Source organism: Pseudomonas ficuserectae, from assembly GCF_024584585.1.
Taxonomy (GTDB): domain Bacteria; phylum Pseudomonadota; class Gammaproteobacteria; order Pseudomonadales; family Pseudomonadaceae; genus Aquipseudomonas; species Aquipseudomonas amygdali.
In genome coordinates, this window is record NZ_CP085684.1 from 4,513,406 (window position 1) to 4,537,932 (window position 24,527).

At 56.4% G+C, this 24,527-nt stretch carries 20 protein-coding genes and 2 pseudogenes; 8 read left to right on the forward strand and 14 right to left on the reverse strand.

What is annotated here, in order from left to right; all coding sequences use genetic code 11:
- Window positions 1-312: 312 nt before the first annotated feature.
- Both LJU29_RS19905 and LJU29_RS19910 read right to left on the reverse strand, forming a co-directional pair.
- Window positions 313-1,128: an SDR family oxidoreductase gene (locus LJU29_RS19905; RefSeq protein WP_005746252.1), complete on the reverse strand. Its 816-nt coding sequence runs from the start codon at window positions 1,126-1,128 to the stop codon at window positions 313-315.
- Window positions 1,129-1,231: 103 nt separating this feature from the next.
- Window positions 1,232-1,609 carry a DUF2784 domain-containing protein gene (locus LJU29_RS19910; RefSeq protein WP_005758700.1) on the reverse strand — a complete coding sequence of 126 codons (378 nt, stop codon included), beginning with the start codon at window positions 1,607-1,609 and terminating at the stop codon, window positions 1,232-1,234.
- A 314-nt stretch (window positions 1,610-1,923) separates the two neighbouring features.
- On the opposite strand from LJU29_RS19910, the gene LJU29_RS19915 reads away from it, so the two are divergent.
- Entirely contained in the window at window positions 1,924-2,082 is a 159-nt protein-coding gene (locus tag LJU29_RS19915) for a DUF3309 family protein (RefSeq protein ID WP_002552554.1), read from the forward strand.
- A 105-nt stretch (window positions 2,083-2,187) separates the two neighbouring features.
- Here the strand turns inward: LJU29_RS19915 and LJU29_RS19920 are convergent, their stop codons facing one another.
- The 3 genes from LJU29_RS19920 to LJU29_RS19930 all read right to left on the reverse strand — a co-directional run bounded on the left by LJU29_RS19920 (window position 2,188) and on the right by LJU29_RS19930 (window position 5,245).
- Window positions 2,188-3,846, reverse strand: coding sequence for a cation acetate symporter (locus tag LJU29_RS19920; protein WP_004657644.1), 1,659 nt, complete (start codon window positions 3,844-3,846; stop codon window positions 2,188-2,190).
- Window positions 3,843-4,154: a DUF485 domain-containing protein gene (locus LJU29_RS19925; RefSeq protein WP_002552552.1), complete on the reverse strand. Its 312-nt coding sequence runs from the start codon at window positions 4,152-4,154 to the stop codon at window positions 3,843-3,845. Before LJU29_RS19925 ends, LJU29_RS19920 begins: the two co-directional genes overlap by 4 nt.
- A 236-nt stretch (window positions 4,155-4,390) precedes the next feature.
- Window positions 4,391-5,245, reverse strand: a complete 855-nt coding sequence (locus LJU29_RS19930; RefSeq protein WP_005758702.1) for a glycine betaine ABC transporter substrate-binding protein — start codon at window positions 5,243-5,245, stop codon at window positions 4,391-4,393.
- 1,276 nt (window positions 5,246-6,521) lie between these two features.
- Between LJU29_RS19930 and mlaY the strand changes: the two genes are divergently transcribed.
- The 3 genes from mlaY to LJU29_RS19945 all read left to right on the forward strand — a co-directional run bounded on the left by mlaY (window position 6,522) and on the right by LJU29_RS19945 (window position 9,358).
- The gene (mlaY, locus tag LJU29_RS19935; protein ID WP_005733991.1) at window positions 6,522-7,820 is read left to right on the forward strand and encodes a lipid asymmetry maintenance lipase MlaY; all 1,299 of its coding nucleotides are present in this window, start codon (window positions 6,522-6,524) and stop codon (window positions 7,818-7,820) included.
- Window positions 7,813-8,625 (forward strand): MlaA family lipoprotein, encoded by an 813-nt coding sequence (locus LJU29_RS19940; RefSeq protein WP_005733992.1) that lies wholly within the window; start codon window positions 7,813-7,815, stop codon window positions 8,623-8,625. The genes mlaY and LJU29_RS19940 overlap by 8 nt, the downstream gene beginning before the upstream one ends.
- Window positions 8,626-8,767: 142 nt before the next feature.
- Window positions 8,768-9,358 (forward strand): DcrB/PsbP domain-containing protein, encoded by a 591-nt coding sequence (locus LJU29_RS19945; RefSeq protein ID WP_002552548.1) that lies wholly within the window; start codon window positions 8,768-8,770, stop codon window positions 9,356-9,358.
- A gap of 32 nt (window positions 9,359-9,390) precedes the next feature.
- Here the strand turns inward: LJU29_RS19945 and LJU29_RS19950 are convergent.
- Window positions 9,391-10,297: pseudogene (locus tag LJU29_RS19950) on the reverse strand (LysR family transcriptional regulator).
- Window positions 10,298-10,406: 109 nt separating this feature from the next.
- Between LJU29_RS19950 and LJU29_RS19955 the strand changes: the two are divergent.
- Both LJU29_RS19955 and LJU29_RS19960 read left to right on the forward strand, forming a co-directional pair.
- The gene (locus tag LJU29_RS19955; RefSeq protein WP_002552546.1) at window positions 10,407-11,609 is read left to right on the forward strand and encodes an MFS transporter; all 1,203 of its coding nucleotides are present in this window, start codon (window positions 10,407-10,409) and stop codon (window positions 11,607-11,609) included.
- A gap of 301 nt (window positions 11,610-11,910) precedes the next feature.
- Window positions 11,911-12,987 (forward strand): diguanylate cyclase, encoded by a 1,077-nt coding sequence (locus LJU29_RS19960; RefSeq protein WP_002552545.1) that lies wholly within the window; start codon window positions 11,911-11,913, stop codon window positions 12,985-12,987.
- A gap of 4 nt (window positions 12,988-12,991) precedes the next feature.
- Here the strand turns inward: LJU29_RS19960 and LJU29_RS19965 are convergent.
- Window positions 12,992-13,228, reverse strand: a pseudogene (locus LJU29_RS19965) (hypothetical protein); the annotation flags it as partial.
- Between the two features lie 30 nt (window positions 13,229-13,258).
- Between LJU29_RS19965 and LJU29_RS19970 the strand changes: the two are divergent.
- A complete protein-coding gene (locus LJU29_RS19970) occupies window positions 13,259-14,239 on the forward strand; it encodes an IS5-like element ISPsy2 family transposase (RefSeq protein ID WP_054078085.1) in 981 nt (326 codons plus the stop codon).
- Between the two features lie 963 nt (window positions 14,240-15,202).
- Here LJU29_RS19970 and LJU29_RS19975 read toward each other — a convergent pair.
- The 4 genes from LJU29_RS19975 to LJU29_RS19990 form a co-directional block, all read right to left on the reverse strand.
- Window positions 15,203-15,922, reverse strand: coding sequence for a hypothetical protein (locus tag LJU29_RS19975; protein WP_257111105.1), 720 nt, complete (start codon window positions 15,920-15,922; stop codon window positions 15,203-15,205).
- Window positions 15,923-16,105: 183 nt separating this feature from the next.
- Entirely contained in the window at window positions 16,106-16,375 is a 270-nt protein-coding gene (locus LJU29_RS19980) for a helix-turn-helix domain-containing protein (RefSeq protein ID WP_004657623.1), read from the reverse strand.
- Between the two features lie 473 nt (window positions 16,376-16,848).
- The gene (locus LJU29_RS19985) at window positions 16,849-18,165 is read right to left on the reverse strand and encodes an MFS transporter (RefSeq protein ID WP_257111106.1); all 1,317 of its coding nucleotides are present in this window, start codon (window positions 18,163-18,165) and stop codon (window positions 16,849-16,851) included.
- Window positions 18,166-18,659: 494 nt separating this feature from the next.
- Entirely contained in the window at window positions 18,660-20,834 is a 2,175-nt protein-coding gene (locus LJU29_RS19990; protein ID WP_257111107.1) for a TonB-dependent siderophore receptor, read from the reverse strand.
- Window positions 20,835-21,135: 301 nt separating this feature from the next.
- Between LJU29_RS19990 and LJU29_RS19995 the strand changes: the two genes are divergently transcribed.
- Window positions 21,136-21,444, forward strand: coding sequence for a PepSY domain-containing protein (locus LJU29_RS19995; RefSeq protein ID WP_257111108.1), 309 nt, complete (start codon window positions 21,136-21,138; stop codon window positions 21,442-21,444).
- A gap of 92 nt (window positions 21,445-21,536) precedes the next feature.
- Here LJU29_RS19995 and LJU29_RS20000 read toward each other — a convergent pair whose 3' ends face one another.
- The 3 genes from LJU29_RS20000 to LJU29_RS20010 form a co-directional block, all read right to left on the reverse strand.
- Entirely contained in the window at window positions 21,537-22,700 is a 1,164-nt protein-coding gene (locus LJU29_RS20000) for a PQQ-dependent sugar dehydrogenase (protein ID WP_257111109.1), read from the reverse strand.
- 62 nt (window positions 22,701-22,762) lie between these two features.
- On the reverse strand, window positions 22,763-23,083 hold the full coding sequence (locus tag LJU29_RS20005) for a hypothetical protein (RefSeq protein WP_257111110.1): 321 nt from the start codon (window positions 23,081-23,083) through the stop codon (window positions 22,763-22,765).
- Window positions 23,084-23,323: 240 nt separating this feature from the next.
- Entirely contained in the window at window positions 23,324-24,508 is a 1,185-nt protein-coding gene (locus LJU29_RS20010) for a GAF domain-containing sensor histidine kinase (RefSeq protein WP_057424198.1), read from the reverse strand.
- Between the last annotated feature and the right edge of the window lie 19 nt (window positions 24,509-24,527).

Consider the following 24,527-nt stretch of genomic DNA (forward strand, 5'->3'; position numbering starts at 1 on the left):
CGGAACGGCATGCGACGCGGAGCGTCGCACGATAGTCAACGTACGCAACGACATGCCGACGCGAAACGTCGCGCGATAGTGAGGTTATCGTTCCGCACGCTCCAGCGTGGGAATGCAGGTCGCGACGCTCTGCGTCGCAAGAGGACGCAGAGCATCCGGAACGGCATGCGACGCGGAGCGTCGCACGATAGTCAACGTACGCAACGGCATTCCGGCCCGAAACGTCGCACGATAGTGAGGTTATCGTTCCGCACGCTCCAGCGTGGGAGCATCGCACGATAGTGAGATGCTCGCGTCCGCTTTTGAGCTGTGTCAGGCGTGCCCTTTCTGCGCCTTGGCGCGCATCTTTGCGCACATGATGGTCATTTCGTCATACATCGCTTGTGGCTGGTTGCGCTTGAGGTCCCAGGCCATTCGGCCTTCTTCGTGGGGCAGGATCATGAACTCGCCTGCGGCTACCTGCCTGAAGATGTAGTCGGCAATATCTGCGGCAGTGATCGGTGACTTCTCCAGCAGTCTGCCGATCTGCGCTTTCATGGCAGGCGTCGGGCCTCGAAACGAATCCAGCAAGTTGGTCTGAAAGAACGACGGGCAGACCACATGCACGGCGACGCCCTGATCATGCAGTTCAACCAGCAGGCTTTCAGAAAGTGCCACAACCCCTGCCTTGGCGACGTTGTAATTGCTCATCGCCGGGGCCTGCATCAACGCGGCCATCGACGCAATGTTGATGATTTTGCCTTTGCTGGCCTGCAACATAGGCAAAAACGCCTTGCAGCCTTTGACGACCCCCATCAGGTTGATCGCGATCTGCCAGTCCCAGTCTTCCAGCGACAGCTCGTTGAAGAAGCCACCCGACGCCACGCCCGCGTTGTTGACGATGATGTCGATGCCGCCCAGTCGCTCTTCACATGCCTGAGCAAACGCCGTGAGCTGACTGTAATCGCGAACATCGCAACGCTGAACGAACCCGTCACCACCCGCCTCGCGCACCAGCATCAGGGTTTCCTGCAGACCGGCATCGTTGATGTCCGACAGCGCCAGCCGCCAGCCTTCGCGCGCCCAGCGCAGTGCAATTTCACGACCCAGACCTGAGCCGGCGCCAGTAATCATGATGCGGTTTTGCATAGCCGAGTGCCTTGTGATGTGCAGGAGTTGCCTGAGTGTAATCACAGCCGGGGCCCTACAACCCCACCATCAAGGCGCTGAATGCCTGGAGCAAACCCGAAGCTTATGAATGCCGCACGCGTGATAAGAAACGCATCAATAACAGGCCGTACACCGACACATTGACCAACAGCACAATGCCCCCCAGCCACAGCTGTATGCCCGGCGTAAGCCCGGCCGGGTAGATCAGCGGAATCAGATAATGCTCGACGAAGCCGCCGTCATATCCTTGCTCACCGGCTGTGCGGCGCAGTGTGTTTTCCAGCGGTGTCAGTGGGCAATAAAGATGCAGAAACTCAACCGCAGCCCCCCACGCAGCTGCCGGAACGTGTAGTAATGCCAGCCACGGCCTGCTCACTACCAGCAGACCGCCGAATAGCACGAATACGATGAACAGTAGATGAAACGCGACCACGGCATCTGCCGCCACTCGATAAAACATCTGCGCGCCCTCTGCTGGATTTCAATCAGGTCATCTGTGCAAATCAGCGGAGAATTTTCACGCCATTTAGTTCAATGATTTTTAAGATCATTTCAGGCACTTTCCATCAACTAGACCCGAATTTTTGTCGGACAAAAACACATCAAGCCCATGATTTTAATGATTTTTTAGATATGTAAGAAATTATTAAAAATAGATGAAACCTTTCCCGAGCGGCCATAGTCGGATGAGTCAAGCAGGCAAATTCAGTGCCGTTGGGTATGAAATTCTGTACTGCATCTGTTAACTAACTTAAATGAAAGAGGGAACTCATCATGGGCATCGGCACTATTCTTATCATCGTTCTGATTCTGTTGCTGGTTGGCGGTCTGCCGGTATTCCCGCACTCGCGCAGCTGGGGCTACGGTCCGTCGGGCATCATCGGTACTATCCTGGTGATCCTGCTGATTCTGGTATTGCTCGGCAAGATATAACCTGTTGCTTCAAGCAACAGGCAAAAGCCCCGCCTCTCCAGGCGGGGCTTTTTTATGGCCCATGAAAAAGCAGCCCGAAGGCTGCTTCATTTACTGCTTCAGCACTTAGTGCGAAACCGCACCGCTGGCACCCAGGCCTGTTTGTGACCGGACGAATTGCGGGTAGAACAAGGCGCGCTCGCCCTCTGCCGCTTTCGACTTGTCGGTGATGGAGAAGAACCAGATACCTACGAAGGCGATGGCGATAGAAAACAGCGCCGGGTATTCGTAAGGGAAAATGGCTTTCTCGTGATGCAGGATCTGCACCCAGATGGTTGGCCCCAGGATCATCAGCACCACGGCACTGATCAGGCCCATCCAGCCGCCAATCATAGCGCCACGGGTGGTCAGGTTTTTCCAGTACATGGAAAGCAGCAGGATCGGGAAGTTGCAGCTTGCAGCGACCGAGAACGCCAGACCCACCATGAACGCGATGTTCTGACTTTCGAAGGCAATACCCAGAAGGATCGCCACGACTGCCAGCGCAATGGTGGTGATTTTCGAGATACGGATCTCGTCTTTCTCGTTGGCCTTGCCCGCTTTGATCACGCTGGCATACAGGTCATGGGAGACCGCCGAAGCACCTGCCAGGGTCAGGCCGGCAACCACTGCCAGAATGGTGGCGAAGGCGACTGCCGAGATGAAGCCCAGGAACAGGCTGCCACCGACAGCATCGGCCAGGTGAACCGCTGCCATGTTGTTACCGCCCAGCAAGGCACCCGCTGCATCCTTGAACGCCGGGTTGGTGCTGACCAGCAGGATCGCGCCAAAACCGATGATAAAGGTCAGGATGTAGAAGTAGCCGATGAAGCCGGTTGCGTACAGCACGGACTTGCGGGCTTCCTTGGCATCGCTCACGGTGAAGAAGCGCATCAGAATATGCGGCAGGCCAGCAGTACCGAACATCAGCGCCAGACCCAGCGAGAACGCTGAAATCGGGTCTTTCACCAGACCGCCAGGGCTCATGATCGCTTCACCTTTAGGGTGAACCTTGATCGCCTCGGAGAACAGCATGTTGAAGTCGAAGTTAACGTGTTTCATAACCATCAGGGCCATGAACGACGCACCGGACAGCAACATGACCGCCTTGATGATCTGCACCCAGGTAGTGGCCAGCATGCCGCCGAACAATACGTAAAGGCACATCAGGATACCGACCAGTACCACCGCAACCGTGTAGTCCAGACCGAACAGCAGCTGGATCAGCTTGCCGGCACCGACCATTTGCGCAATCAGGTAGAACGCCACTACCACCAGCGAGCCGCAGGCGGACAAGGTGCGAATTTCCTTTTGCTTGAGGCGATACGACGCAACGTCGGCAAATGTGTATTTACCCAGATTACGCAAGCGTTCGGCGATCAGGAACAGAATGATCGGCCAGCCCACCAGAAAGCCGATCGAGTAGATCAGGCCGTCGTAGCCGGAGGTGTAGACCAGTGCGGAGATACCCAGAAAGGACGCTGCCGACATGTAATCACCGGCAATTGCCAGACCATTCTGGAAACCGGTGATCTTGCCGCCTGCCGAGTAGTAGTCCGACGCGGTCTTGTTCTTTTTCGACGCCCAGTAGGTGATGTACAGCGTGAAGGCGACGAATACCACGAACATGACAATCGCGGCGATGTTAAGGGGTTGCTTCTGCACGGCGCCCGTCAATGCGTCTGCCGCCCAGAGAGTCGGCGCGAATGTGGCCAGGCCAAGTGCTGCTGATAGGCGCCGGATCATTGCTGAGCCTCCTTCAGGATGGCGTTGTTCAGATCATCGAATTCGCCATTGGCACGGCGAACATAGATGGCGGTCAGCACAAACGCGGAGAGGATTAGCCCTACGCCTATCGGCATTCCCCAGGTAATGGTTGAAGTCGGGCTCAACTTGGCCCCCAGAATATGGGGTCCGTACGCAATCAAAAGAATAAAGGCCGCATACAGGCCAAGCATGATCGCCGAGAGAATCCAGGCGAACCGCTCTCTTTTGGATACCAGCTCCTTGAAACGCGGGCTGTTTTGAATCGAGAGGTAAATGCTGTCGTTCATTGTTTTTGTCCTCGCAGCACAGATGAGATGTCACGTAACGCACTTTAGTCGGGTCCGGCGCGCACTCCAGACGACCTTAGTATTAGAACGACACTAGCCGCAGATGAACCTCTTTGCACGGCACAGGTCCGCCACAAGTCAGCCTGTGCAGAAAATACCGTGGTCCAGAAACGCCAAAGGCCGTCTGGCGATGGCACCAGACGGCCTTGAAACGGCTTTTGCAGAGGGCTGCAGAACTATTTAGCGGTCCATGCAGCAACCCGATCCGGGTGCTTGGCTACCCAGTCCTTGGCAGCGGCTTCAGGTTTGGCACCGTCCTGAATCGCCAGCATCACTTCACCGATTTCATCCTTGGATGCCCACTGGAATTTTTTCAGGAAGGCCACGACCTCGGGGGCTTTTTTCTCCAGGCCAAGGCTGGCGACGTTGTCGACGGTTTCAGCTGCACCGTAGACGCCTTTAGGGTCTTCCAGGAAACGCAGTTTCCACTTGGCGAACATCCAGTGCGGTACCCAGCCGGTGACGACGATGGCTTTCTGCGTTTTCTCCGCACGAGTCAGCTCGGCAATCATGCCTGCGCCGGAACTCGCCTGCAGTTTGTAACCGTCCAGACCGTAATCCTTGATGGCCTGATCTGTCTTGAGCATGACCCCTGAACCGGCATCGATCCCGGTGATCTTCTTGTTGAAGGAAGCATCGGTCTTGAGGTCTTCGATGGTTTTGGCTTTCACGTATTCAGGCACGATCAGGCCGATTTTGGCGTCCTTGAAGTTGGGCCCGTAGTTGACGACCTGATCCTTGTACTTGGTGTAGTACTCGCCGTGAGTGCCCGGAAGCCAGGCAGACAACATCAGGTCGAGCTTGTCGGTGGCCACAGCCTGCCACATGATCCCGGCCGCGACCGATTGCAGTTTGACGTCGTAGCCAAGCTTCTGCTTGATCACTTCGGAGGCCACGAAGGTGGTGGCGACGCTGTCGGACCAGCCTTCCACATAGCCGATGGTCAGGGTTTTGGTTTCAGCAATCGCCAGCGTGGAGCTGACAGCAAGCACCAGAGCGGCACCCGCCCCCAGTATTTTTCGCATCATCATTGTCGCTTCCCCGGAAGTCTGCACCGACGGTTGTCGGGCTTCGTCAACGTTGTTTTCAAGCGCACACCCACGCTTGGCTCTCATCGTCATACACACGTTGCTTGTGATTCTGGCTGAAGGCCGTGGGAGCGAACTTGTTCGCGAAGGCTGTATCTCAGACGATGCATATTCAGAGATTGTACCGGCCCTTTCGCGAACAGGTTCGCTCCCACGCCCTGCGGGCAGAAGCCTGAAAGCATCACTTCCCGGGCTCTCCGGGGCTGATGTATAACGCTGAGCGTCCAGTTTCGGGGCACGCTGCGCTCTGATCGCCGCCACGCGCAGTGACACGCAGCAAATTGCCACCGTCATCATCAACCTGCCGGGCAAGCAGACATGCTCTGGCTACGACACTCGGGCAACGGGAAACGACAACATGCAGTCATCAGCGACAAGCGCTGCTGAAAAACGTCTCAGCCTGCTCGTTTTATAAAAGGAAACAGGATGTGTTACCGCCGACTCACATCCACCGGCCCGAACGGGTAACACGGGAACAGTTTTTCCAGCGCAGCCCACTCACCTCTTCCCGCAGAACAGCTAAATCGTTGTTTTAAAAGCACTTTAAAAAGTTGGCACAGCTTCTGCTATCTCTCTTGTACAACAAAAACAAGAAACGAAGCGGCAAACCAATAAAAACAAGACGTAACGGCTCTGACATAACAAGAACAAAACGGACAGAGGCGCAGCTAACAGATTTTTTTGGAGTGGATCAGCTTTACAGGGACCTTTCGGTGAAAGGCCTCGCGACCGGACAGAGAACAATAAAACTACCTTTAGGTAGCTTCCGAACCGGTGGGATCACGATGTTGTGCAGACAGGTGATTAAAGCGAGTCAGCGCTCAAAAAAATACGTTTGCTCTTGACCCCGGATGGGGGTCGCTCAACAACGCTGTAAAGGGACTGGCCATCAACAACAATAACAGGCCGCCCTACAACAATAAAAAGAGCAGGTAAAACACATTGGAGGAGAGCTACGGCTCTCCTTTGTGTTTTTCGTCCCCAGAAAGCTGCAGCGTAGCGGCATGTAGCGGCAGTCAGTCCCCCGCCTGTATGGTCAAACCGAGCCAATCTACGTCGCCTGCGAAAAATAAACCGCATAACTGCATTGCAAATTCCAAAGAACGTGTATTGTTCCGTCATAATTTACACGGTTAACCGGTGGATGCGGCACTTTGGCACTACACCTTGGTCATAGCCTGCGTATCTCATCAGCACTTCTTTCCCAAGGGATTTAGTCATGCTCCGTTTTCTGCGCTTCGCTACCGTTATAGGTGGCTTGTGTTTAAGTGCGTCCGCTCTGGCAACCACCGTCGACTCTGCCACCTATGGTTACCCGCTGACTAATCCGTTTGAAGCGACCATTGCGACCACACCGCCTGATCTGCGCCCCGATCTGCCTGACGATGAAGACATCGATCAGGACGTCTACACCCTGAACCTGCATCCCGAGCGCGAGTTCACCCTGCCGGACAACTTCTGGGCGGTAAAAAAGCTGCACTATCGCCTGGCGAAGCAGGACCACGCTGCCCCGCTGATCTTCCTGATCGCCGGCACCGGTGCGCCGTATAACAGCACCATCAATGAATTCCTGAAAAAACTCTATTACGGAGCGGGCTACCACGTCGTGCAGCTGTCTTCGCCCACCAGCTATGACTTCATGAGCTCGGCCTCGCGCTTCGCCACTCCTGGTGTCTCCACCGACGACGCAGAAGACATTTATCGCGTCATGCAGGCCATTCGTGCTCAGCAGGCGCAACTGCCGGTAACCGACTATTACCTGACCGGTTACAGCCTCGGCGCACTGAATGCCGCCTTCGTCAGCAAGCTGGATGAAACCCGCCGCAGCTTCAACTTCAAGAAAGTGCTGCTGCTCAACCCGCCGGTCAACCTTTACACCTCGATCAGCAACCTCGACAAACTGGTGCAGACCAACGTCAAGGGCATCAACAACACCACCACGTTCTACGAGCTGGTGCTGGCCAAGCTGACCCGTTATTTCCGGCAAAAGGGTTACATCGACCTCAACGATGCACTGCTGTTCGACTTTCAGCAGTCCAAGCAGCACCTGACCAATGAGCAGATGGCGATGCTGATCGGTACCTCGTTCCGCTTCTCGTCGGCCGACATCGCGTTCACCTCGGACCTGATCAACCGCCGCGGCCTGATCACGCCACCAAAATTCCCTATCTCTGAAGGCACCAGCCTGACGCCGTTCCTCAAGCGTGCCCTGCAATGCGACTTCGATTGCTACCTGACCGAACAGGTCATTCCGATGTGGCGCGCCCGCACTGACGGCGGTAGCCTGCTGCAGCTGGTCGACCAGGTCAGTCTTTACGCACTCAAGGATTACCTGCACAGCAACACCAAGATTGCCGTCATGCACAACGCTGACGATGTGATTCTGGGCTCGGGTGATCTGGGCTTCCTGCGCAAGACCTTCGGGGATCGTCTGACCGTTTATCCGTACGGCGGGCATTGCGGCAACCTTAATTACCGCGTCAACACCGACGCCATGCTGGAGTTTTTCCGTGGCTAAACGTCTTTTACTTCTTGCCGCTCTGCTCTGTGCCGGCACAGTCCAGGCCGCTGACGCGGATACCAGCAACAAGGCTCAACACCCGGCCACTGTGGCCCGTCAGACCGATGCTGACGGTTTCACCCAGCCGCTGAAGTCGCTGCAATTCAACCCGGGGCTGGATCAGCGTGAATTCGAGCGCGCCTCCATTAACGCGCTGGAAGTCTACGACCCGCTGGAATCCTGGAACCGTCGGGTGTACCACTTCAACTACCGCTTTGATGAATGGGTGTTCCTGCCGGTCGTGGACGGCTATCGCTACATCACACCCGGCTTCGTGCGCAGCGGCGTGAGCAACTTTTTCAGCAACCTGGGCGACGTCTCCAACCTGCTGAACAGCCTGCTGCAGTTCAAGGGTGAGCGTTCGCTGGACACAACCGGTCGTCTGCTGCTCAACACCACCATCGGCATCGCCGGTCTGTGGGACCCGGCGACCATGATGGGCCTGCCGCGCCAGAGCGAAGACTTCGGCCAGACGCTGGGCTTTTATGGTGTTCCTGCCGGCCCTTATCTGGTGTTGCCATTGTTCGGTCCATCGAACCTGCGTGACACGGGCGGCATGCTGTTTGACTACACGGCTGAAAACCAGATCAACTTCCTGAACGTTGCCGAAGTCAGCGACGACCATCCGGAAATCACCGTGCTGCGTGCGATTGACCGCCGGTATGTCACCAGCTTCCGCTATGGCCAGCTGAACTCGCCATTCGAGTACGAGAAGGTGCGTTACGTCTATACCGAGTCGCGCAAGTTGCAGATCGCCGAGTAAGCGAAACGCAGTAAAAGGACGGCCAGCTGGAGTGATCCTGCTGGCCGTTTTTTATGGGCACTTTTACCTGCCGGGCCACTCACATTCCTCGGGCACACAGGCCTCGATCCATCTCCATTTAACAGACAAACAAGGAATTTCCATGCGGTCTTTCGGTTTCAAGGCAATCGTTGTGTGTGTCGCGCTGGCAGCCTGCCAGAGCATGGTCAGCGTTCAGGCCGCGACCAAGCCCCAGGCCGCCGCGCCCGCTGCCGCTGCGGTACAAAAGGCTTCGCTGCTGGGTGGCAAACTGGCGTTTACCATTCCTGCGGGCTACGTGCAGGGCGAGATGCCCGAGATTGACGCGAAGGCCAAGGCTCAGGGGGTGACGGGTGCGCTGTACACCAATGCCGCTGAAAAGCGCGTGCTGATCGTTACCGAGACGCCTATGCCAATGGGCGTGCAGGCCAGCGACAACGACGGCGTAGTGCTTGATGGCCTGGTCACCGGGATACTTGCCCAGCAGAGTACCGGCTACAAAGACTTCAAAAAGCTGGGTGACAAAAAGATCGTCAAGAAGAACGGTCTGGGTGTACGGCAGCTGGATACCTCGGCGACCATGAGCGACGCTCAGGTTCTGAGCACATCGATCATTGCCGCTTCGGGTGCCCGCGCAGCCGTGCTCAACGTGGTCTCCAACGCGAAAAACCCGAAGGAACACGCAGCGCTGGTGAAGGCCGTCATAGGCGAATGATTCGAGCATCGGGTGGCTCTGACCTGTATGGCTTAATCCACCCGCAACGCCTCTGACAGTCGCTCAACCAGCGCCTGCACCTTGGGCAATGACTCGCGGTTGCGCGGCCAGGCCAGATGCAGCGCCAAACCGTCAGTGGCCAGTTGTGGAAGGATCTCCACCAACTCGCCACGCTGCAACTGCTCCCTGATCAGCCAGGTCGCCAGCTGCGCAATGCCCCACGCCGAAGTCACCGCAGCCACCTGGGCTTCGCCGTTGCCGATAACCAGCCGCGCTTCGACAGCGCGAGCCTCACGCTGCCCTTGGTCGTCAACAAACAACCAGGGGCTGGTGCTGCCATCGCCACGACCAAACAGAATACATGCGTGACTGGCAAGGTCCTCGAACGTCGTCGGTACGCCGTGGCGCTCCAGATAAGCCGGTGCCGCACAGAAGATCACCCGCTCGGTGCCCAGGTAACGGTGCGCCACGCCCGCTGGCCAGACAGCAGGACCGCCGATGCGCACGGCCAGGTCGATACCTTCCTCAAGAATGTCAACGAAACGATCAGTGAAGGTTATCCGCGGGCGCAGCTTGTGATGCTGCCCGGTGAAGGCGAGGATCAGTGGCAGAGCGTGCAAACGACCAAAGGTCGCGGGCAGATCGATACGCAGTTGTCCGGCGGGCTCTGTACGCTGCGCCGCCAGCGCGGTTTCGGCAGCCTCCAGGTCGGCAAGCATGCGCGTGCATACCGCATGATAGGCCGCACCCTCCTCGGTCAGCGCCAGACTTCGGGTAGTGCGCTCGAACAGACGCATGCCCAGGCGGCTTTCCAGGCGTGCAACGCTTTTGCTGACTGCGGAATTGGTCAGACTCAAGCGGTCAGCGGCTGCCGTAAAGCTCCCAGCATTGGCAACGGCGACAAACGTTTATGCCCTTGAGGCGGTCAGTGGACAGCACATGGAAGACCAATTAGTGAATTTAAGTCCACAATGTACGGAATATTTGCCAAAGATAGGAATCATTTTCTGCAATAAGCTGGCGAACTTATTTTTTATGGGTTCGTATCATGCCGTCTCTGGAAACTGCCGCCTCCGGCACCAAGAGCGAAAGCTCGACCGGTGCTGGCTTGTCCATCGCGATCCTGGCGCTGGCTGGCTTCGTAATCGTTACCACTGAATTTCTCATCATAGGACTGCTGCCTTCACTGGCCCGCGATCTGGGAATTTCCATTTCTACTGCCGGTTTGCTGGTCACGCTATTCGCCTTCACGGTGATGCTGTTTGGCCCGCCGCTGACAGCCATGCTTTCGCACCTGGACCGCAAGCGTACGTTCATCGTCATCCTGCTGATTTTCGCGGCCTCCAACGCTCTGGCTGCGGTGTCGAGCAACATCTGGGTGCTGGCACTGGCGCGATTCATTCCAGCATTGGCGTTGCCGGTGTTCTGGGGCACCGCCAGTGAAACCGCAAGCCTGCTGGCCGGACCGAAGCGCGCTGGCAAGGCTGTGGCGCAGGTCTACCTCGGTATCTCTGCAGCCATGCTGTTCGGCATCCCGCTGGGCACCGTATTTGCTGATGCAGTGGGCTGGCGCGGCGCGTTCTGGGCGCTGACGCTGCTGTCTGCATTAATGGCAGTGCTGCTGGCGTTGTCGATGCCACGTATTGAACCTACCGCAAAGGTAGGCCTCGCCGAGCAGGCAAAAATCCTGCGAGATCCGCTGTTCCTCGCCAACCTGCTACTGTCCATTTTGCTGTTCACTGCCATGTTTGGCGCCTACACCTACCTGGCAGATACGCTGGAACGCATCGCAGGTATCGAGTCGGCTCAAGTAGGTTGGTGGTTAATGGGCTTTGGTGCAGTCGGCCTGATCGGCAATGCGTTGGGTGGCCGGTATGTGGACCGCAGCCCGCTGGGCTCAACCATGGTGTTTGCGCTGCTGCTGGCGCTGGGCATGACCGCAAGCGTACCTGCCGCAGGCTCGATGCCGTTACTGGCCGTGGTGCTGGTGATTTGGGGCATTGCCCACACAGCGTTGTTCCCTATCTGTCAGATCAGGGTGATGAAAGCCGCACCGCAGGCCCAGGCACTGGCAGGAACCTTGAACGTCTCGGCCGCCAACGCAGGTATAGGTCTGGGATCGATCATTGGCGGTCTGACCATTGAGCATCTGGGCCTGAATGCAGTTGGATATGTCGCAGCCGTCGTTGCATTGCTGGCCATTGCTGTCGCCTGGATGACCGGGATTCAGAAAAACAAGGCAGCCGCATAACCTGGCCCGGCTCGATTAGCCGGATGTCACCGGGCAGTACTTTTGCAAAGACGCAACTACACTGCCCGGTTATTCCAGTGTGCCGCTGCTTGTATGTTTCGTCATATTTTTGAACCTGTTTCCTGGCTGTTTTTGTCAGTTAATTGACTCCGGAACAGGCAAGCCTTCCCAATGTGCAGCTAATTGACACAGCACTGCAAAATGCTCTTCCCATGACACTGTCGAACGCTCAAACTCCAGCCTTTCGGTCAAGGAGTCATGGTTTCTGACCGATTCAAGACGTTATGTCCGGTAAGGAACTATGAGCTCATATCACCGCAAGGGACTGGCATTCGCCAAGCGGATCTACGCGCCGAGATCTCTCGGTGTCAGCGTTGGCTTTATTACTGTCGCTGTGTCTTTGTATTACGTGAATGCCGCACACTGGCTTTGGACGCTGGCACTGCTCAATGCCTTGGTCTGGCCACATGTTGCTTACCAGATTGCGAAAAAGTCGCGCGAACCCTATCAGGCTGAATGGCGCAATCTGCTCTTCGATTCGCTGATGGGCGGGTTCTGGATTGGCGCGATGGGCTTCAGTGCCGTTCCCGGCGTTACGGTCATCGCGATGATGGCCATGCATAACATGGCTGCTGCCGGGCCACGCCTGATGCTGCAAGGCTTGTGCGCACAGGCACTGGGTGTACTGATCTCGCTGGCCTTGCTCAACCCTGCTGTCAATCTGCATGGCAACATGGCACAGATCTACGCCTGCCTTCCCGTACTGGTGATTTACCCTATTTTCATCGGCTGGATGAGCCATCAGGTCACCCTGAAGCTCTGGGAGCATCGCAACATCCTGCGCAAAATAAGCCGCACCGACAGCCTCACTGGACTGCTCAATCATGGCGCATGGAAAGACCTGCTTGATCTGGAGTACGTAAAAAGCCAGAACCAGCATCAGCAGTGCGTCATCGCACTGATCGACATTGACCATTTCAAAGTCATCAACGATACCTATGGCCACCTCATGGGCGATACAGTGCTGCAGAACATCAGTGAAGCACTGATGGAAAACCTGCGTGACTCGGATCTGATCGGACGTTGTGGCGGGGATGAGTTCTGCGTCATTCTGCCGGACACCCACTTGTTTCAAGCGCGGGAAATCCTGGAGCGCACGCGTCTGGCGATAGATGAAATGACCTACTCTCTGCAGCGCGATCTCAAGGTCAGCCTCAGTATCGGCATAGCCGCCTACTCTCCTGAACTGCCGGATGCCTCATCCTGGTTGCACGAAGCAGACAAGGCGCTTTACCTCGCCAAAAGCACTGGTCGCAACTGCGTGGCCAGCGCTCAGGATATGCCGTCAGAGCTCCAACCACTGAGTGCCGATGCCTGACCGGTCAACGCCGGTTCTTGAACAGGACGTCAAACAGGGATGAGAAGTTCTTGATGCCCATCGCCTTCATGAACGAGTTGCGCATGTCTTCTCGCAGGCTTTCCAGGGTGATTTCCTTGGGTTTTGTGGTTTTTTGAGCGGGGATGCCGGTTTCCCGAATGTCACCCTCGCCAGGGGCGTACTTTTCCTTTGACAGAGTTCTAAGGAAACTCTGAAAAAGACTTCCTAATTTGGCAAAATCTCCGGACACCAGTCGCCGAGCTTTTCGATGATGAAACAGATGACCTTCGCCGACGCCGAGTATGCCGGCAAGCGCAAGCAGACCCGTAAGGAATTGTTCCTGATCGAGATGGATCAGGTGGTGCCCTGGAAAGGTTTGATTGCCCTGATTGAGCCCTATTATCCAAAAGGAGAAGGTGGCCGGCCCGCCTACCCACTGATGGCGATGCTGCGTGTTCATCTGATGCAGAACTGGTTCGGCTACAGCGATCCGGCGATGGAAGAAGCGCTGTATGAGACGACCATCCTGCGTCAGTTTTCAGGCCTGAGCCTGGAGCGAATTCCAGACGAAACCACCATTCTCAACTTCCGTCGTCTGCTGGAAAAGCACGAGTTGGCGACCGGGATTCTCGGCGTAATTAATGGTTATCTGGGCGACCGTGGCTTGTCGTTGCGTCAAGGCACCATCGTCGATGCCACGCTGATTCACGCGCCCAGTTCGACCAAGAACAAGGATGGCAAACGCGATCCTGAGATGCATCAAACCAAGAAAGGTAACCAGTACTATTTCGGCGCCAAGGCTCACATCGGCGCCGACGACGAGTCAGGCCTGGTGCACAGCGTGGTAGTAACAGCGGCCAATGTGGCAGACGTCACGCAGGTTGCCAAACTGCTGCACGGCGAGGAAAACGTAGTCTGCGCCGACGCAGGTTACACCGGGGTCGAGAAGCGCGAAGAACACGCCGGGCGCAAGGTCATTTGGCAGATTGCCGCCCGCCGCAGCACTTACAAAAAGCACGGAAAACGCAGTATTTTGTACAAGGCGATCCGCAAAATCGAGAAGGCCAAGGCCCAGGTTCGCGCCAAGGTCGAGCATCCGTTTCGGGTCATCAAACGCCAGTTTGGCTATGAAAAAGTGCGCTTTCGGGGCTTGGCCAAGAACACCGCGCAGATGGTGACGTTGTTCGCCCTGTCAAACCTGTGGATGGCCCGTCGACATTTGTTGGCGAGCGCAGGAGAGGTGCGCGTGTAATGCAGGAAATGGTTACCGCAAAAGGCTTTGCAGCGGCCGAAAGAGCTAAAAAGCGAAGATAATTGAGCAAATTTCGACATGCATCGTTTTTTGAAAAGTGCTGAGGACTCGGTAGCCGGAAAACATCCGGCTACTTCAGACCTTCCCTAGCAAGAACGGGTATTTTTTTAGAGGCTATTTTTTCATCAAGTTGCCTTGCTGTTACCAGCGCTTCTATTCCAGAGCTAATTACCCGCATAATGTGGACTCCTGGCCTATAGAACCCCTGACGTTTATCGTCAGGGGTCGACAATCAATACGTTAAATGAAAGGTGACTGTTTCCGCCCCCAACGGCTTACTTTGCCAAGGTCCACTTTCAGCGTTGTGCCGAATGATCACATCCGACGCGTAGCTAAAACCGAGATTATTGAAGAGCTCAGTACTACCTGGAGCGCCAGGAATAATAGTTACACAATCGATATCGTGTACACCCGTGGTTCGAAAGCAAAGATTGGCGCGCTCACCTTTACTGTCCGGAAATGATGTCGCCGTCCATGAGATTTTCTGCAATCGGGAGTTATTGGCCGCCCCGCGAGGGTAATCGGACAATCTCAACTGGTGCCTGGAGAATGCATTATGCCCAGGTCCGTTTATAGTCGTAGGTGTTCTTGTAGTTGTCACCGAGTAATCTGCAGCTTGACTGGCCTAAGACAAAAACAACAGCAACAGAGGTACTAATTTCTTCATAACACTTTTCCCAATGATTTATCATTAAAAACACGCGGCATTTGCGATTCTTCTTACTACTCTTTTATTGTATAAGCCACTGATAAAAACATGCGGTATTTAATGCTACGCCTTCAAAAAGCTCGAAAAAATTTAAAACCGTTACTGAAAAAATCGTAAACCCCGAACAGCTTTATATATCCATATCAAATACTTTTCAGAAAAAGCCTTAGCCCGTGGACATCCAGAGCGGGTTCTCAATCAATCGAAAACTCAAAAGAGGAAAGATTTTCCAACAGCCATGCAGGGGTATGTACTTCAAGCAGTGCGCTAATGGGTTGCTCCATGATCAACTTGCCGTAGAGGGTTTCTTCCTGCTCCAGATGAGCAAGCTGGACGGCGCGGTAATTGAGCGGGTAGATGCTCTTTTCGATCGGCAATAATCGGTCGAAGTGTTCGAGCAGGCCGTGGAAGACGATTCGTCGCTCGACCGTGTTCCGTGTGGTGGCAATCAGTTTGACGAAGTACTCGCTGTCCTGATGCCGCAGTGCTTCACCGGCAGTGTAGCGCTCGACCAGCGTGTGCAGCGATGCGTCATCGAACACGATGCAGCACAGGTCTTCGCGTAACAGGCCTTTGAACGGGTTATCGACCGCTGGCCGGCGGCCGTGCAAGCCCAGGATGAACTGTACAGCCTGCTCGGCCAGCCACTTGCGCTTGCGCCCCTCAAGCCGCTCGACCTCTTCGATCAACGGGGCCTGGCGTCCATGCGAGCGAACCTGTCGGCAGAGTTTGGCAAACAGGCCAACGGGGCCGGACAGTTTTTTCTGTTGCTCGGCAAGTTGCGTCACCGAAAGTGCCGACTGACGGGTTGCCAGGCGATGGAAGTCTGTTGTGAGATTCAAACCGGGCCGATGCGGATCCAGCCGCAATGACTGATCGAACTCAGACCGGCCCCGAACAAAACAAACAGTCATGATTGCTCCTTTTTATTCTTTACGGTTTGCCGTAAGGACGAACTTCAGAAATCCCCTGTTCCGGGCAGCCAGATAGCCGAACACCGAAAAGCAACCGTAGTGCAACATTGAGATTATTGACCTTGAGGCACTATCCCGATAACGCTGATCGCCCTGACAAGATATATTCTGTGACAAGACACATTATGTATGTGCTGACTCGTTACGCAATCCGACAGATGTAGGGGGTCGGTTACTTTTTCCCGGAAGCAAGATAGAAACACAACGCGCCATGAGCTCGACACGGGTCTTTACACGGCTCTTTCTTAGTAGCGAAGACACGTGATCGCGAACCGTGTAGTCACTGATACGGAGCTGCCTGGCGATTTCCTTGTTCGTACAGCCCTGCAACAGCAGGCCAAGAACCTCTTGCTCTCTCATTGTCACCTCCATACTACTTCCCCTTGCCATCATTTTGCCCTAGGGCAAATTTGTAGGATGTTTCTTACACTCGTCTTCCATGACCTAAAAAGTAAATCGGCACAGAAATCATTTTATTTAGTATTGTTTTTCATTAAACCCGAATAAAAACCAAAACCTTGCCAAAAACAAAGACCTGTAAGAATAATCGTTAATTAATAAACGACTGAAGAAATCTCCTACAGAAAATACAGAAAAATTACGACTATCAATTTAATGAAATCATAAATAACCCGCCAGCCGAGCCACGTTGGAGTCGTGGCAGGCAAGAGCACACCAGCTCAATAAATAAAAATAATATAGAAGGGCGCAAGATAGACTTGAGCAAACAGAATTACAATCACTTGTTACAATTGACAGCGCCTGACTTGAGGAACTTTCTTGATATGTTTCATTTGCGAAAGCCGCCCACAGAGATGAGCGGCTGCGTGCGAGAAAGAGGCGCGCCAGCAGGAACAGGCTTGGCGCTATCCGCTTCTGCCGGTTGCAAGGTCATCTACCACTACACCCCGGCGCAGGCCGAATACCGCTGCGGTCGTCAGACCCACAATCCCCATGACCAGGCTGTAAAGCACGCAAACCCAGATATTCCAGGGCATCAGCGCGATGAGCAGCAATGGCGTGGTACTCGCCCAAAAAGCGTAGGCAATGTTGTAAGTGAACGAGATGCCTGACACACGAATGTTCGCAGGGAACAGTCCGACCATCACCGAAGGCACCACGCCGACAACCCCGCAGGCCAGCCCTGCAATGGCGTAGGCGATACCCAGCGGCATCCATTGCTGGATGAGGCTGGCGTAAAGCACGCCTATACCCAGCGGCAGCAGCAGGCTGTAGATGATGACCCCGCGCCACGCACCGATGCGGTCAACCAGCATGCCTGCCAGCACGCAGCCGATATTGAGGAAGACGATGCCCACTGCGCTCAGGGCGAAGGTATTGCTGGCGCTGATCCCGAAGCGCTGCTGCATGACCGTCGGGGTAATCACCACCAGCACGACCACCGCGGACGTCAGCACAAACGTCAACAGCGCGGCAGGCAGCAAGGATTGGCGATGATCGCGCAGGACCTGGCCAAGCGGCAGTGCAGGCAGGTTTTCACGCTGGGCGTGCATGGCGATGAACACTGGCGTTTCGTTCAGCCAGCGACGCAGCCAGACGCCCACTACACCGAAAACACCGCTCAGCAGAAACGGAATGCGCCACGCCCAGTCAAGGATCTCACCCGGGCTGAAGACCCTTGCCAGCCATGTTGCGGTCAGCGCACCGAGCAGGTATCCAAACGTCAGACCGGCTTGCAAAACCCCGAGTGCGTAGCCGCGATGCCCTTGGGGTGCGTGCTCTGCCACAAAGACCCAGGCACTGGGTACCTCGCCGCCGACCGCTGCGCCTTGCAGAATGCGTAACGCCAGCAGCACCAGCGGCGCCCAGTAACCGATCTGTGCGTAGGTGGGCATGATGCCGATCAGCAGACAAGGCAGGGCCATCATCAGAATGCTCAGGCTGAACACCCGCTTGCGTCCCAGCCGGTCGGCAAAATGCGCTATGAGAATGCCGCCCAGCGGGCGTGCGAGATAGCCGGTCACGAAGATCCCGAAGCTTTGCAGCAGACGCAGCCACTCGGGCATGTCGGGCGGGAAAAACAGCTGGCTGAGGGTCAGTGCAAAGAATACGAAAATGATGAAATCGTAGATTTCCAGCGCCCCACCCAGCGCCGCAAGACTCAGGGTCTTGTAGTCGCCTTTGGTGAAAGGTTGCGGAGTGGATTGAACGATGGCCGTCATGAAGCCCCCGAAACATGGCTGAAAAAAGCGCCTGGCGCTCACAGGGCGCGAAGAATAGCAAAGCTTGCGGGCGCACTGATACGGAGCTGAGGCCTATAGCGGGAACGAGGATCGCAACTATCGTGCGACGCTGTCGCATGCCGTGCCGGACGCTCCGCGTCCTCTTGACGACGCAGAGCGTCGTGAACTGCATTCCCACGCTGGAGCGTGAGGAACGATCACTTCAACTATCGTGCGGCGCTCCGCGTCGCATGCCGTTTCTGGACGCTCCGCGTCCTCTTGACGACGCAGAGCCTCGAGAACTGCACTCCCACGCTGGAGCGTGAGGAACGATCACTTCAACTATCGTGCGGCGCTCCGCGTCGCATGCCGTTTCTGGACGCTCCGCGTCCTCTTGACGACGCAGAGCGTCGTGAACTGCACTCCCACGCTGGAGCATGTGGAACGAGAATTCCGACGATCGTGCCAACGCTCCGTGCAGTAGAGCCCGTCCACTAAAAGTTGACAGTGGCCGACAATCTCGCCGTTCTGGGTGCGCCCATGAATAGGTAGTCGTCACCCAGATACTCCCCGGCATCACGCCAGTAGCGTTTGTCGAAGAGGTTGTCGACGGTCAGGCGCAGGACCGTGTCGTAGCCGCTGATTCGGGTGCTGTAACGGCTGCCGATATTGAACAGTGTGTAGTCATTGACCTGCACGGAGCCTTCACGGTCAGCGTACTTGCTGGCGCTGTACTGCATCCCGCCGAGTAAGGCGAGCCCGGTCACCGGCAGGCTATAGTCAGCTTGCAGGGTGCCACGGTATTTGGGCACATTGAGGGCCTGGTGATCGTCGTAGGCGTCGGTGCCGCTGCCCTCGACTCGCGCCCGGATGGCCGCCACACTGGCGGATATCTGCAGGCGGTCGGTCACCCAGCCACTCGCGCCCAGTTCAAGCCCGGTGTTTTTCTGCTCGCCTTGCTGCACATAGGTAAACGTGCCGTCATCGTTAGGCCTGGAATACTGGTAAGACTGACGGGCTTGAAACACTGCGGCCGTCAGGCTCATACGCTGCCAGTCATACTTGATACCCGCTTCCAGTTGTCGAGACACGGTGGGCGCAAGAATTTCACTGGCGTTGGTAGTAAACCAGGCAGCTGTCCCGCCCAGCGAGAGGCCTTTGCTATAGCTGGTGTAGAGCGAAACGTTGTCCACCGGTTTGTAGATCAATGCCGCCTGCGGCAGGAACACGTAACGCTCGGTGTGTCTTGCGTCGCTGCCGTCTTCGGTAAACGCCTGCTCGTCGAGCCGCACTTGTCGCCCGCCCAGCACGGTCTGCCAGTGCTCGTTGAAACTGATCCGGTCGGTGATAAACAGCCCGTACTGGCGGCTGTCCAGACGGCGCTCGGTATGTGGCAGTGTCAAAGGCGACGGTGCCATCGATTCAGGCGACTCGTTGATCGTGCCCGAGCCGACGAATTCATTGAAGGTCCCGCGCGTGTCCACGGTGCGGCGGTAGGCGCTGGTGCCGAAGGTCAGCTCGTGCCCCAGTGATCCGGTATTGAACGTACCGGACATTGCCGCTTCGACCTCGTCGTTACGGCGCGTGTCGTCCGGGCTGCGGAAGTCGTAAATGTCGTAGCCACCCTCGGCGCTGAAGTGGTTGGGTACCGCTTCGGCTGCGCAGCTGGCCGAGCCGTAACAGCCCCACGCAAAGGCGCTGTAGTCATCAATGACCACGCGACTGCGCGACGCACTCAGGCTGCCCTTCCAGCTGTCGTTGAACCGGTATTCGAAACGCCCGTTCATGTTCAGCGAGTCTATGCCCACCGGGTTGGACCAGTTTTGATAGCCCAGCAGCTTGCGTGGCGAGGCGTCGTGAGGCAGCACCGTGCCGCCGAGCAATTGATAACCGGCCACCGAGCGCTGCTCTTTGCTCTGATACTCGATGTCGAGTTGCAGCAAGGCGCGCTCGCTGATGTTCCAGTCGAAGGCCAGCGAGGCGAAATCACGCTGGCCATCGGCGTGCTCGACGTACGAGCGAATGTCTTCATGGGCCAGGTTGGCGCGCAGCCCGAACTGCTGTTCGCTGCCGAACCAGCCGCCGACATCGGTCGCGAGGTAGCGCTCGCCGTGTTCGTTGGTAGAGACCGTGACCGACCGGACATCCTGCGCGCGCTTGGTCTGGTAGTTGATGACCCCACCGGGCTCTGAAACGCCGCTCTGCAAGCCGGACAGCCCCTTGAGCAACTCGACCTGCTGCTTGTTCTCCAGCGCCACGTTCTGCTCGCCGGCAATGCTGCGGCCGTTGATGCGATAACTGTTGGCCGCGTTCAACGAGAAGCCGCGCACCACAAAGTTTTCGTAATAGCCTACCGGCGCATAGCCGTCGCCGACCGAGGCATCGTTGCGCAGCACGTCACTCAGCAGTTTTGCCTGACGGTCCTTGATCAGCGCTTCGCTGAACACTGAAACCGAGGCAGGCGTGTCCAGCAGCGAAGCCTGATCAAACCCGTAAATCGACGCCCGACCAGCTTTATAGTCGCTGGCACCTTCCTGTTCGCTGAACCCGGTCACGTTGACCGCGTCCAGAGTGAGCGGATCCGCAGCCATTAGCGGCGAGGCAACAGCCATGCCCAACGGTAACAATCGCCAGGCATGACGCATGGCAGGTCGGTAGGGCGTACTCATCGATCAGACTCCGCAAGGACAGGTGCCTGGACAGACGCGATGCACCTTCCGGCAGGGGGCCAACCTTTTACGTTCACTGCCGGTTTTTTTCAACCTTTACGTGACGGTCTGCCGATAAACGAATGACGCGGAAAAACTCTACTTACGTACCTGGGGAAAGAAGCCACCGCAAAAAACGTTGCGCACCGGAATAATTAAGCGTGAATTAAGTAAGTGTGGCTAATCTGAATTCAACAAAACCGCTGAACCAATCAGCGTGTCACGAATCCATTGAAACAGATCAATCAGAAAGGAATACCCTATGAAACTTATGCCTGCCGTCTTCGCCGCTGTTGCCCTCACTGCTGTTGGAGGTGCCGCCCAGGCCGACGTTGGTCCCGATGAAGTGATCCGCCTTTACAAGTCTCAGGCATTGGGTGACTTTGAACAGTTCAACAAGCAGGCCGTTGCCAAGCACACAGGCTTCACGGTCCACGATACCGAGCTGGAAAAAGAACGCGACGGCCGCCTGGTCTATAAAATCGAACTGAAAGACGCTAAGGGTGTGGAATGGAACTACGACGTCGATGCCAAGACGGGCGAAGTGGTACGTGACGCAAAGGATAATTGATCCGACTGCCCTAACAGTTATCGCACCGAGAAACCATAAGAAAACTCCCACTACATTGTGGGAGTTTTCTTTTTCAAAGGTTTAACAAGCTATTACTGAGCCAACCCGACTTTCAGCAACTTACCCTCGTCTTCATCCGTCAACAAATACAAGTAACCGTCCGGCCCCTGACGCACATCGCGTATCCGCTGTTTCATGCCTTTCAACAGCCGTTCTTCATGAACGATCTTGTCGCCATCAAATTGCAGCCTGATCAATTCCTCAGTGGCCAGCGCGCCGATGAACAGATTGTGATCCCACGCCTTGAACAGGCTGTGGTCATAGAACGCCATACCGCTGATGCCCGGTGACACTTCCCAGACCTGAAACGGTACTTTTGTGCCTTCGACAAACTTGCCTTTGGCTTCCGGAATCGGCTCGCCCGAATAATTGATACCGTGGGTCGCAATCGGCCAGCCGTAATTCTGGCCACGCTCGATGATGTTCAATTCATCGCCGCCCTTGGGCCCATGCTCGTTGGTCCACAACGTACCGGTCCACGGGTTGAGCGCTGCGCCCTGCTGGTTGCGATGGCCGTAGGACCAGATCTCGGGCCGGACGTTTTTCTGCCCGACAAAAGGGTTGTCTTTCGGCACGCTGCCATCCGGGTAGATACGTACGATCTTGCCTTGCAGCTTGTCCAGGTCTTGCGCAGTGGGACGATCGTTGTTCTCGCCCAGCGCGATAAACAGATAACCGTCGCGATCGAATACCATCCACGCGCCGAAGTGGTTGCCCACCGAGAGTTTTGGTTGCTGACGGAAGATAACCTCGAAGTCTTCCAGACGGGTCATGTCTTTGGACAGACGACCACGCCCTGCCGCAGTACCCGCAGTATCTCCCTCGGCAGCGGTTTTGCCACTGCCTTCGGAGTAGGTCAGGTAGACCATGCGGTCCTTGGCGAAGTCCGGGGAAAGCACGACGTCGAGCAGCCCACCCTGTTTTCTTGCCCAGACTTGCGGCACACCGGAAAGCGGCTCGGATAATTTGCCGTCCGCCGACACGATACGCAGGTTGCCGGAGCGCTCCGTCACCAGAATGCCCTGCTTGTCAGGCAGAAATGCCAGTGCCCACGGGTGATCCAGACCTTCGGCAACCGGGGTGACCGTGACGGTGCCTTGTTCGCTTTTGTAGGTTTCCGGGGCGGCGCTTGCCGTCAGCGGCAGGCTCAGAATGGCAGCAGCACACCAAGTGGCGATCAGGGTTTTTCTAAGCATGAGCGTTTCCTTATGCATTGAGTCGACGTCCCGCGGTGAAACGGGCTCGCTTGGTTGAAGATTCAGTTGGCGCGGCTGGGGTCGGTTGTCGGCGTAGAGGGACGCGGAGCATTCTGGCGCGTGGGGTAGCCGTTGCCGATACCGCCGTTCTCCAGCGTAGGCCTGCGCACAGGCGGCGCAATATTGGAGCCGGGCGCGCGGGGCGTGATTGACTCGGTGCCCTGACGGCTGTTGGGGTTGGAGCGCTTGATCGGGCTGTTATAGGGGTTGCTGCTGGCGCCGTTGTTGAGTGTGCTGTTTGGCAGTATCTGCGCCTGAACAGCACCGATGCCACATGACGCAACCAGCACGCCCCCTACAAGATTGCGCAAAAAACTGTTCATCACTACCTCTTGGCAAAGGTGAAACTGCGGGGTAACCGTGAAGACTCAGGCCTTTGACGGCAGCCCAGGCCTCAGGTTCGACCGGACAGTGTCGATGAGCAAGCATAGCGGTGTGAGAGTTTGTAACAAGGATGGTCAAAGCGCATACCTTCAGCCATGCGCGACGCCACGCAGGCTTGGCCCTGGCGCAGAGCAAGGAAGCGCCACGCACAGGTCACACATCGTGGTTTGCGGGCGTATCTACGCCGACTTCAAAGGCATCCTGAACGTGAAGACAGTGCCCTGCTCTTGTGTCGAGCACACTTCAAGCGTACCGCCATGCGCCAGGGCTATCTCGCTGGCGATATAGAGCCCCAGGCCTAGCCCGGCTTGCGGCGCGTCGGTGATTGGCCGTGAGTAAGGGAGGAACAACTGCGAACGAACGGACTCGGGTATGGGCTCGCCCTGATTGGTAACGCTGAGTAGAAACAGATCACCGCGCACGCCCGCTGTCACCTCGACCGGGCTTTGGGGATCGCCGTGACTGATCGCGTTGGACACCAGATTGGACAGCAATTGTGCGATCCGCTCGTGGTCGCAGCGAATACGCTCCAGCATCTTTATATCCGACTTGATCAGCCGGGACGGGTGAACGCGGCGTATCTCTGACACAACATGCTCAAGCGTTTCATCCAGCCCGTGTGCATCGTGCATGCTCAGCGGAATACCATGCCCCATGCGGCCACGGGCAAAGTCGAGCACGTCGTCGACCAGTTGCGAGGCGCGTTTGCCAGACGTCAGGATGTGTTGCACGACTTGCAGGGCCTTTTCATCCAGTGGCCGACGCAGCAGCAATTCGGCACTGGCATTGATGGCAAACAAAGGGTTGCGCAGGTCGTGCCCCAGAACGGCGATGAACTGCTCGCGCAGCTCTGCCACCTCACGCTCGGCCAGAAGGTCTTCACGCACTTGCTGCAGGTTTTCCTCGGCCTCGATCTGCAGTGCCAGAAGACGCGCAAAAGACGCCATCATCGACTCGATGGGGGTACCCGTCAGCTTGGCGGGTTTGGGGTCCAGCGCACAGATAGTGCCGAAAAAGGTGCCATTGGAGAGGAAGATCGGCACCGATATGTAACTCTGGAAGTTGTATAACCGCGGCGTATGGTGCTCACAAAACAGCGGATCCTCAGCGACATGATCAATCACCACAGCCTTCTCGGAGCTGCTAATCTCGTGGCAGATTGTGCTGCTGAGTTCCAGCTCGCCGCCGGGTTTCAAACCAAAATCCAGCTTGTCCAGAACCGCGCAGGCCATCCAGGTACTTTCGGTGACACGCGCCACGGCGGCAAAGCCCAGGCCGGTTGATTCGGTGATGACTTGCAGGATGGCCGGAACCGCGCTGATCCGGCTTATCTTGGCTACATCATTTGAAATGGATTGCCGCATGGAGAACCTGTATCAGCCT

What these genes read in the sequence shown, in the direction of transcription:
- LJU29_RS19905 (WP_005746252.1), bottom strand. Translation starts at nt 1,128, where the DNA reads ATGCAAAACCGCATCATGATTACTGGCGCCGGCTCAGGTCTGGGTCGT.
- LJU29_RS19910 (WP_005758700.1), bottom strand. Translation starts at nt 1,609, where the DNA reads ATGTTTTATCGAGTGGCGGCAGATGCCGTGGTCGCGTTTCATCTACTG.
- LJU29_RS19915 (WP_002552554.1), top strand. Translation starts at nt 1,924, where the DNA reads ATGGGCATCGGCACTATTCTTATCATCGTTCTGATTCTGTTGCTGGTT.
- LJU29_RS19920 (WP_004657644.1), bottom strand. Translation starts at nt 3,846, where the DNA reads ATGATCCGGCGCCTATCAGCAGCACTTGGCCTGGCCACATTCGCGCCG.
- LJU29_RS19925 (WP_002552552.1), bottom strand. Translation starts at nt 4,154, where the DNA reads ATGAACGACAGCATTTACCTCTCGATTCAAAACAGCCCGCGTTTCAAG.
- LJU29_RS19930 (WP_005758702.1), bottom strand. Translation starts at nt 5,245, where the DNA reads ATGATGATGCGAAAAATACTGGGGGCGGGTGCCGCTCTGGTGCTTGCT.
- mlaY (WP_005733991.1), top strand. Translation starts at nt 6,522, where the DNA reads ATGCTCCGTTTTCTGCGCTTCGCTACCGTTATAGGTGGCTTGTGTTTA.
- LJU29_RS19945 (WP_002552548.1), top strand. Translation starts at nt 8,768, where the DNA reads ATGCGGTCTTTCGGTTTCAAGGCAATCGTTGTGTGTGTCGCGCTGGCA.
- LJU29_RS19955 (WP_002552546.1), top strand. Translation starts at nt 10,407, where the DNA reads ATGCCGTCTCTGGAAACTGCCGCCTCCGGCACCAAGAGCGAAAGCTCG.
- LJU29_RS19960 (WP_002552545.1), top strand. Translation starts at nt 11,911, where the DNA reads ATGAGCTCATATCACCGCAAGGGACTGGCATTCGCCAAGCGGATCTAC.
- LJU29_RS19970 (WP_054078085.1), top strand. Translation starts at nt 13,259, where the DNA reads ATGAAACAGATGACCTTCGCCGACGCCGAGTATGCCGGCAAGCGCAAG.
- LJU29_RS19975 (WP_257111105.1), bottom strand. Translation starts at nt 15,922, where the DNA reads ATGACTGTTTGTTTTGTTCGGGGCCGGTCTGAGTTCGATCAGTCATTG.
- LJU29_RS19980 (WP_004657623.1), bottom strand. Translation starts at nt 16,375, where the DNA reads ATGATGGCAAGGGGAAGTAGTATGGAGGTGACAATGAGAGAGCAAGAG.
- LJU29_RS19985 (WP_257111106.1), bottom strand. Translation starts at nt 18,165, where the DNA reads ATGACGGCCATCGTTCAATCCACTCCGCAACCTTTCACCAAAGGCGAC.
- LJU29_RS19990 (WP_257111107.1), bottom strand. Translation starts at nt 20,834, where the DNA reads ATGAGTACGCCCTACCGACCTGCCATGCGTCATGCCTGGCGATTGTTA.
- LJU29_RS19995 (WP_257111108.1), top strand. Translation starts at nt 21,136, where the DNA reads ATGAAACTTATGCCTGCCGTCTTCGCCGCTGTTGCCCTCACTGCTGTT.
- LJU29_RS20000 (WP_257111109.1), bottom strand. Translation starts at nt 22,700, where the DNA reads ATGCTTAGAAAAACCCTGATCGCCACTTGGTGTGCTGCTGCCATTCTG.
- LJU29_RS20005 (WP_257111110.1), bottom strand. Translation starts at nt 23,083, where the DNA reads ATGAACAGTTTTTTGCGCAATCTTGTAGGGGGCGTGCTGGTTGCGTCA.
- LJU29_RS20010 (WP_057424198.1), bottom strand. Translation starts at nt 24,508, where the DNA reads ATGCGGCAATCCATTTCAAATGATGTAGCCAAGATAAGCCGGATCAGC.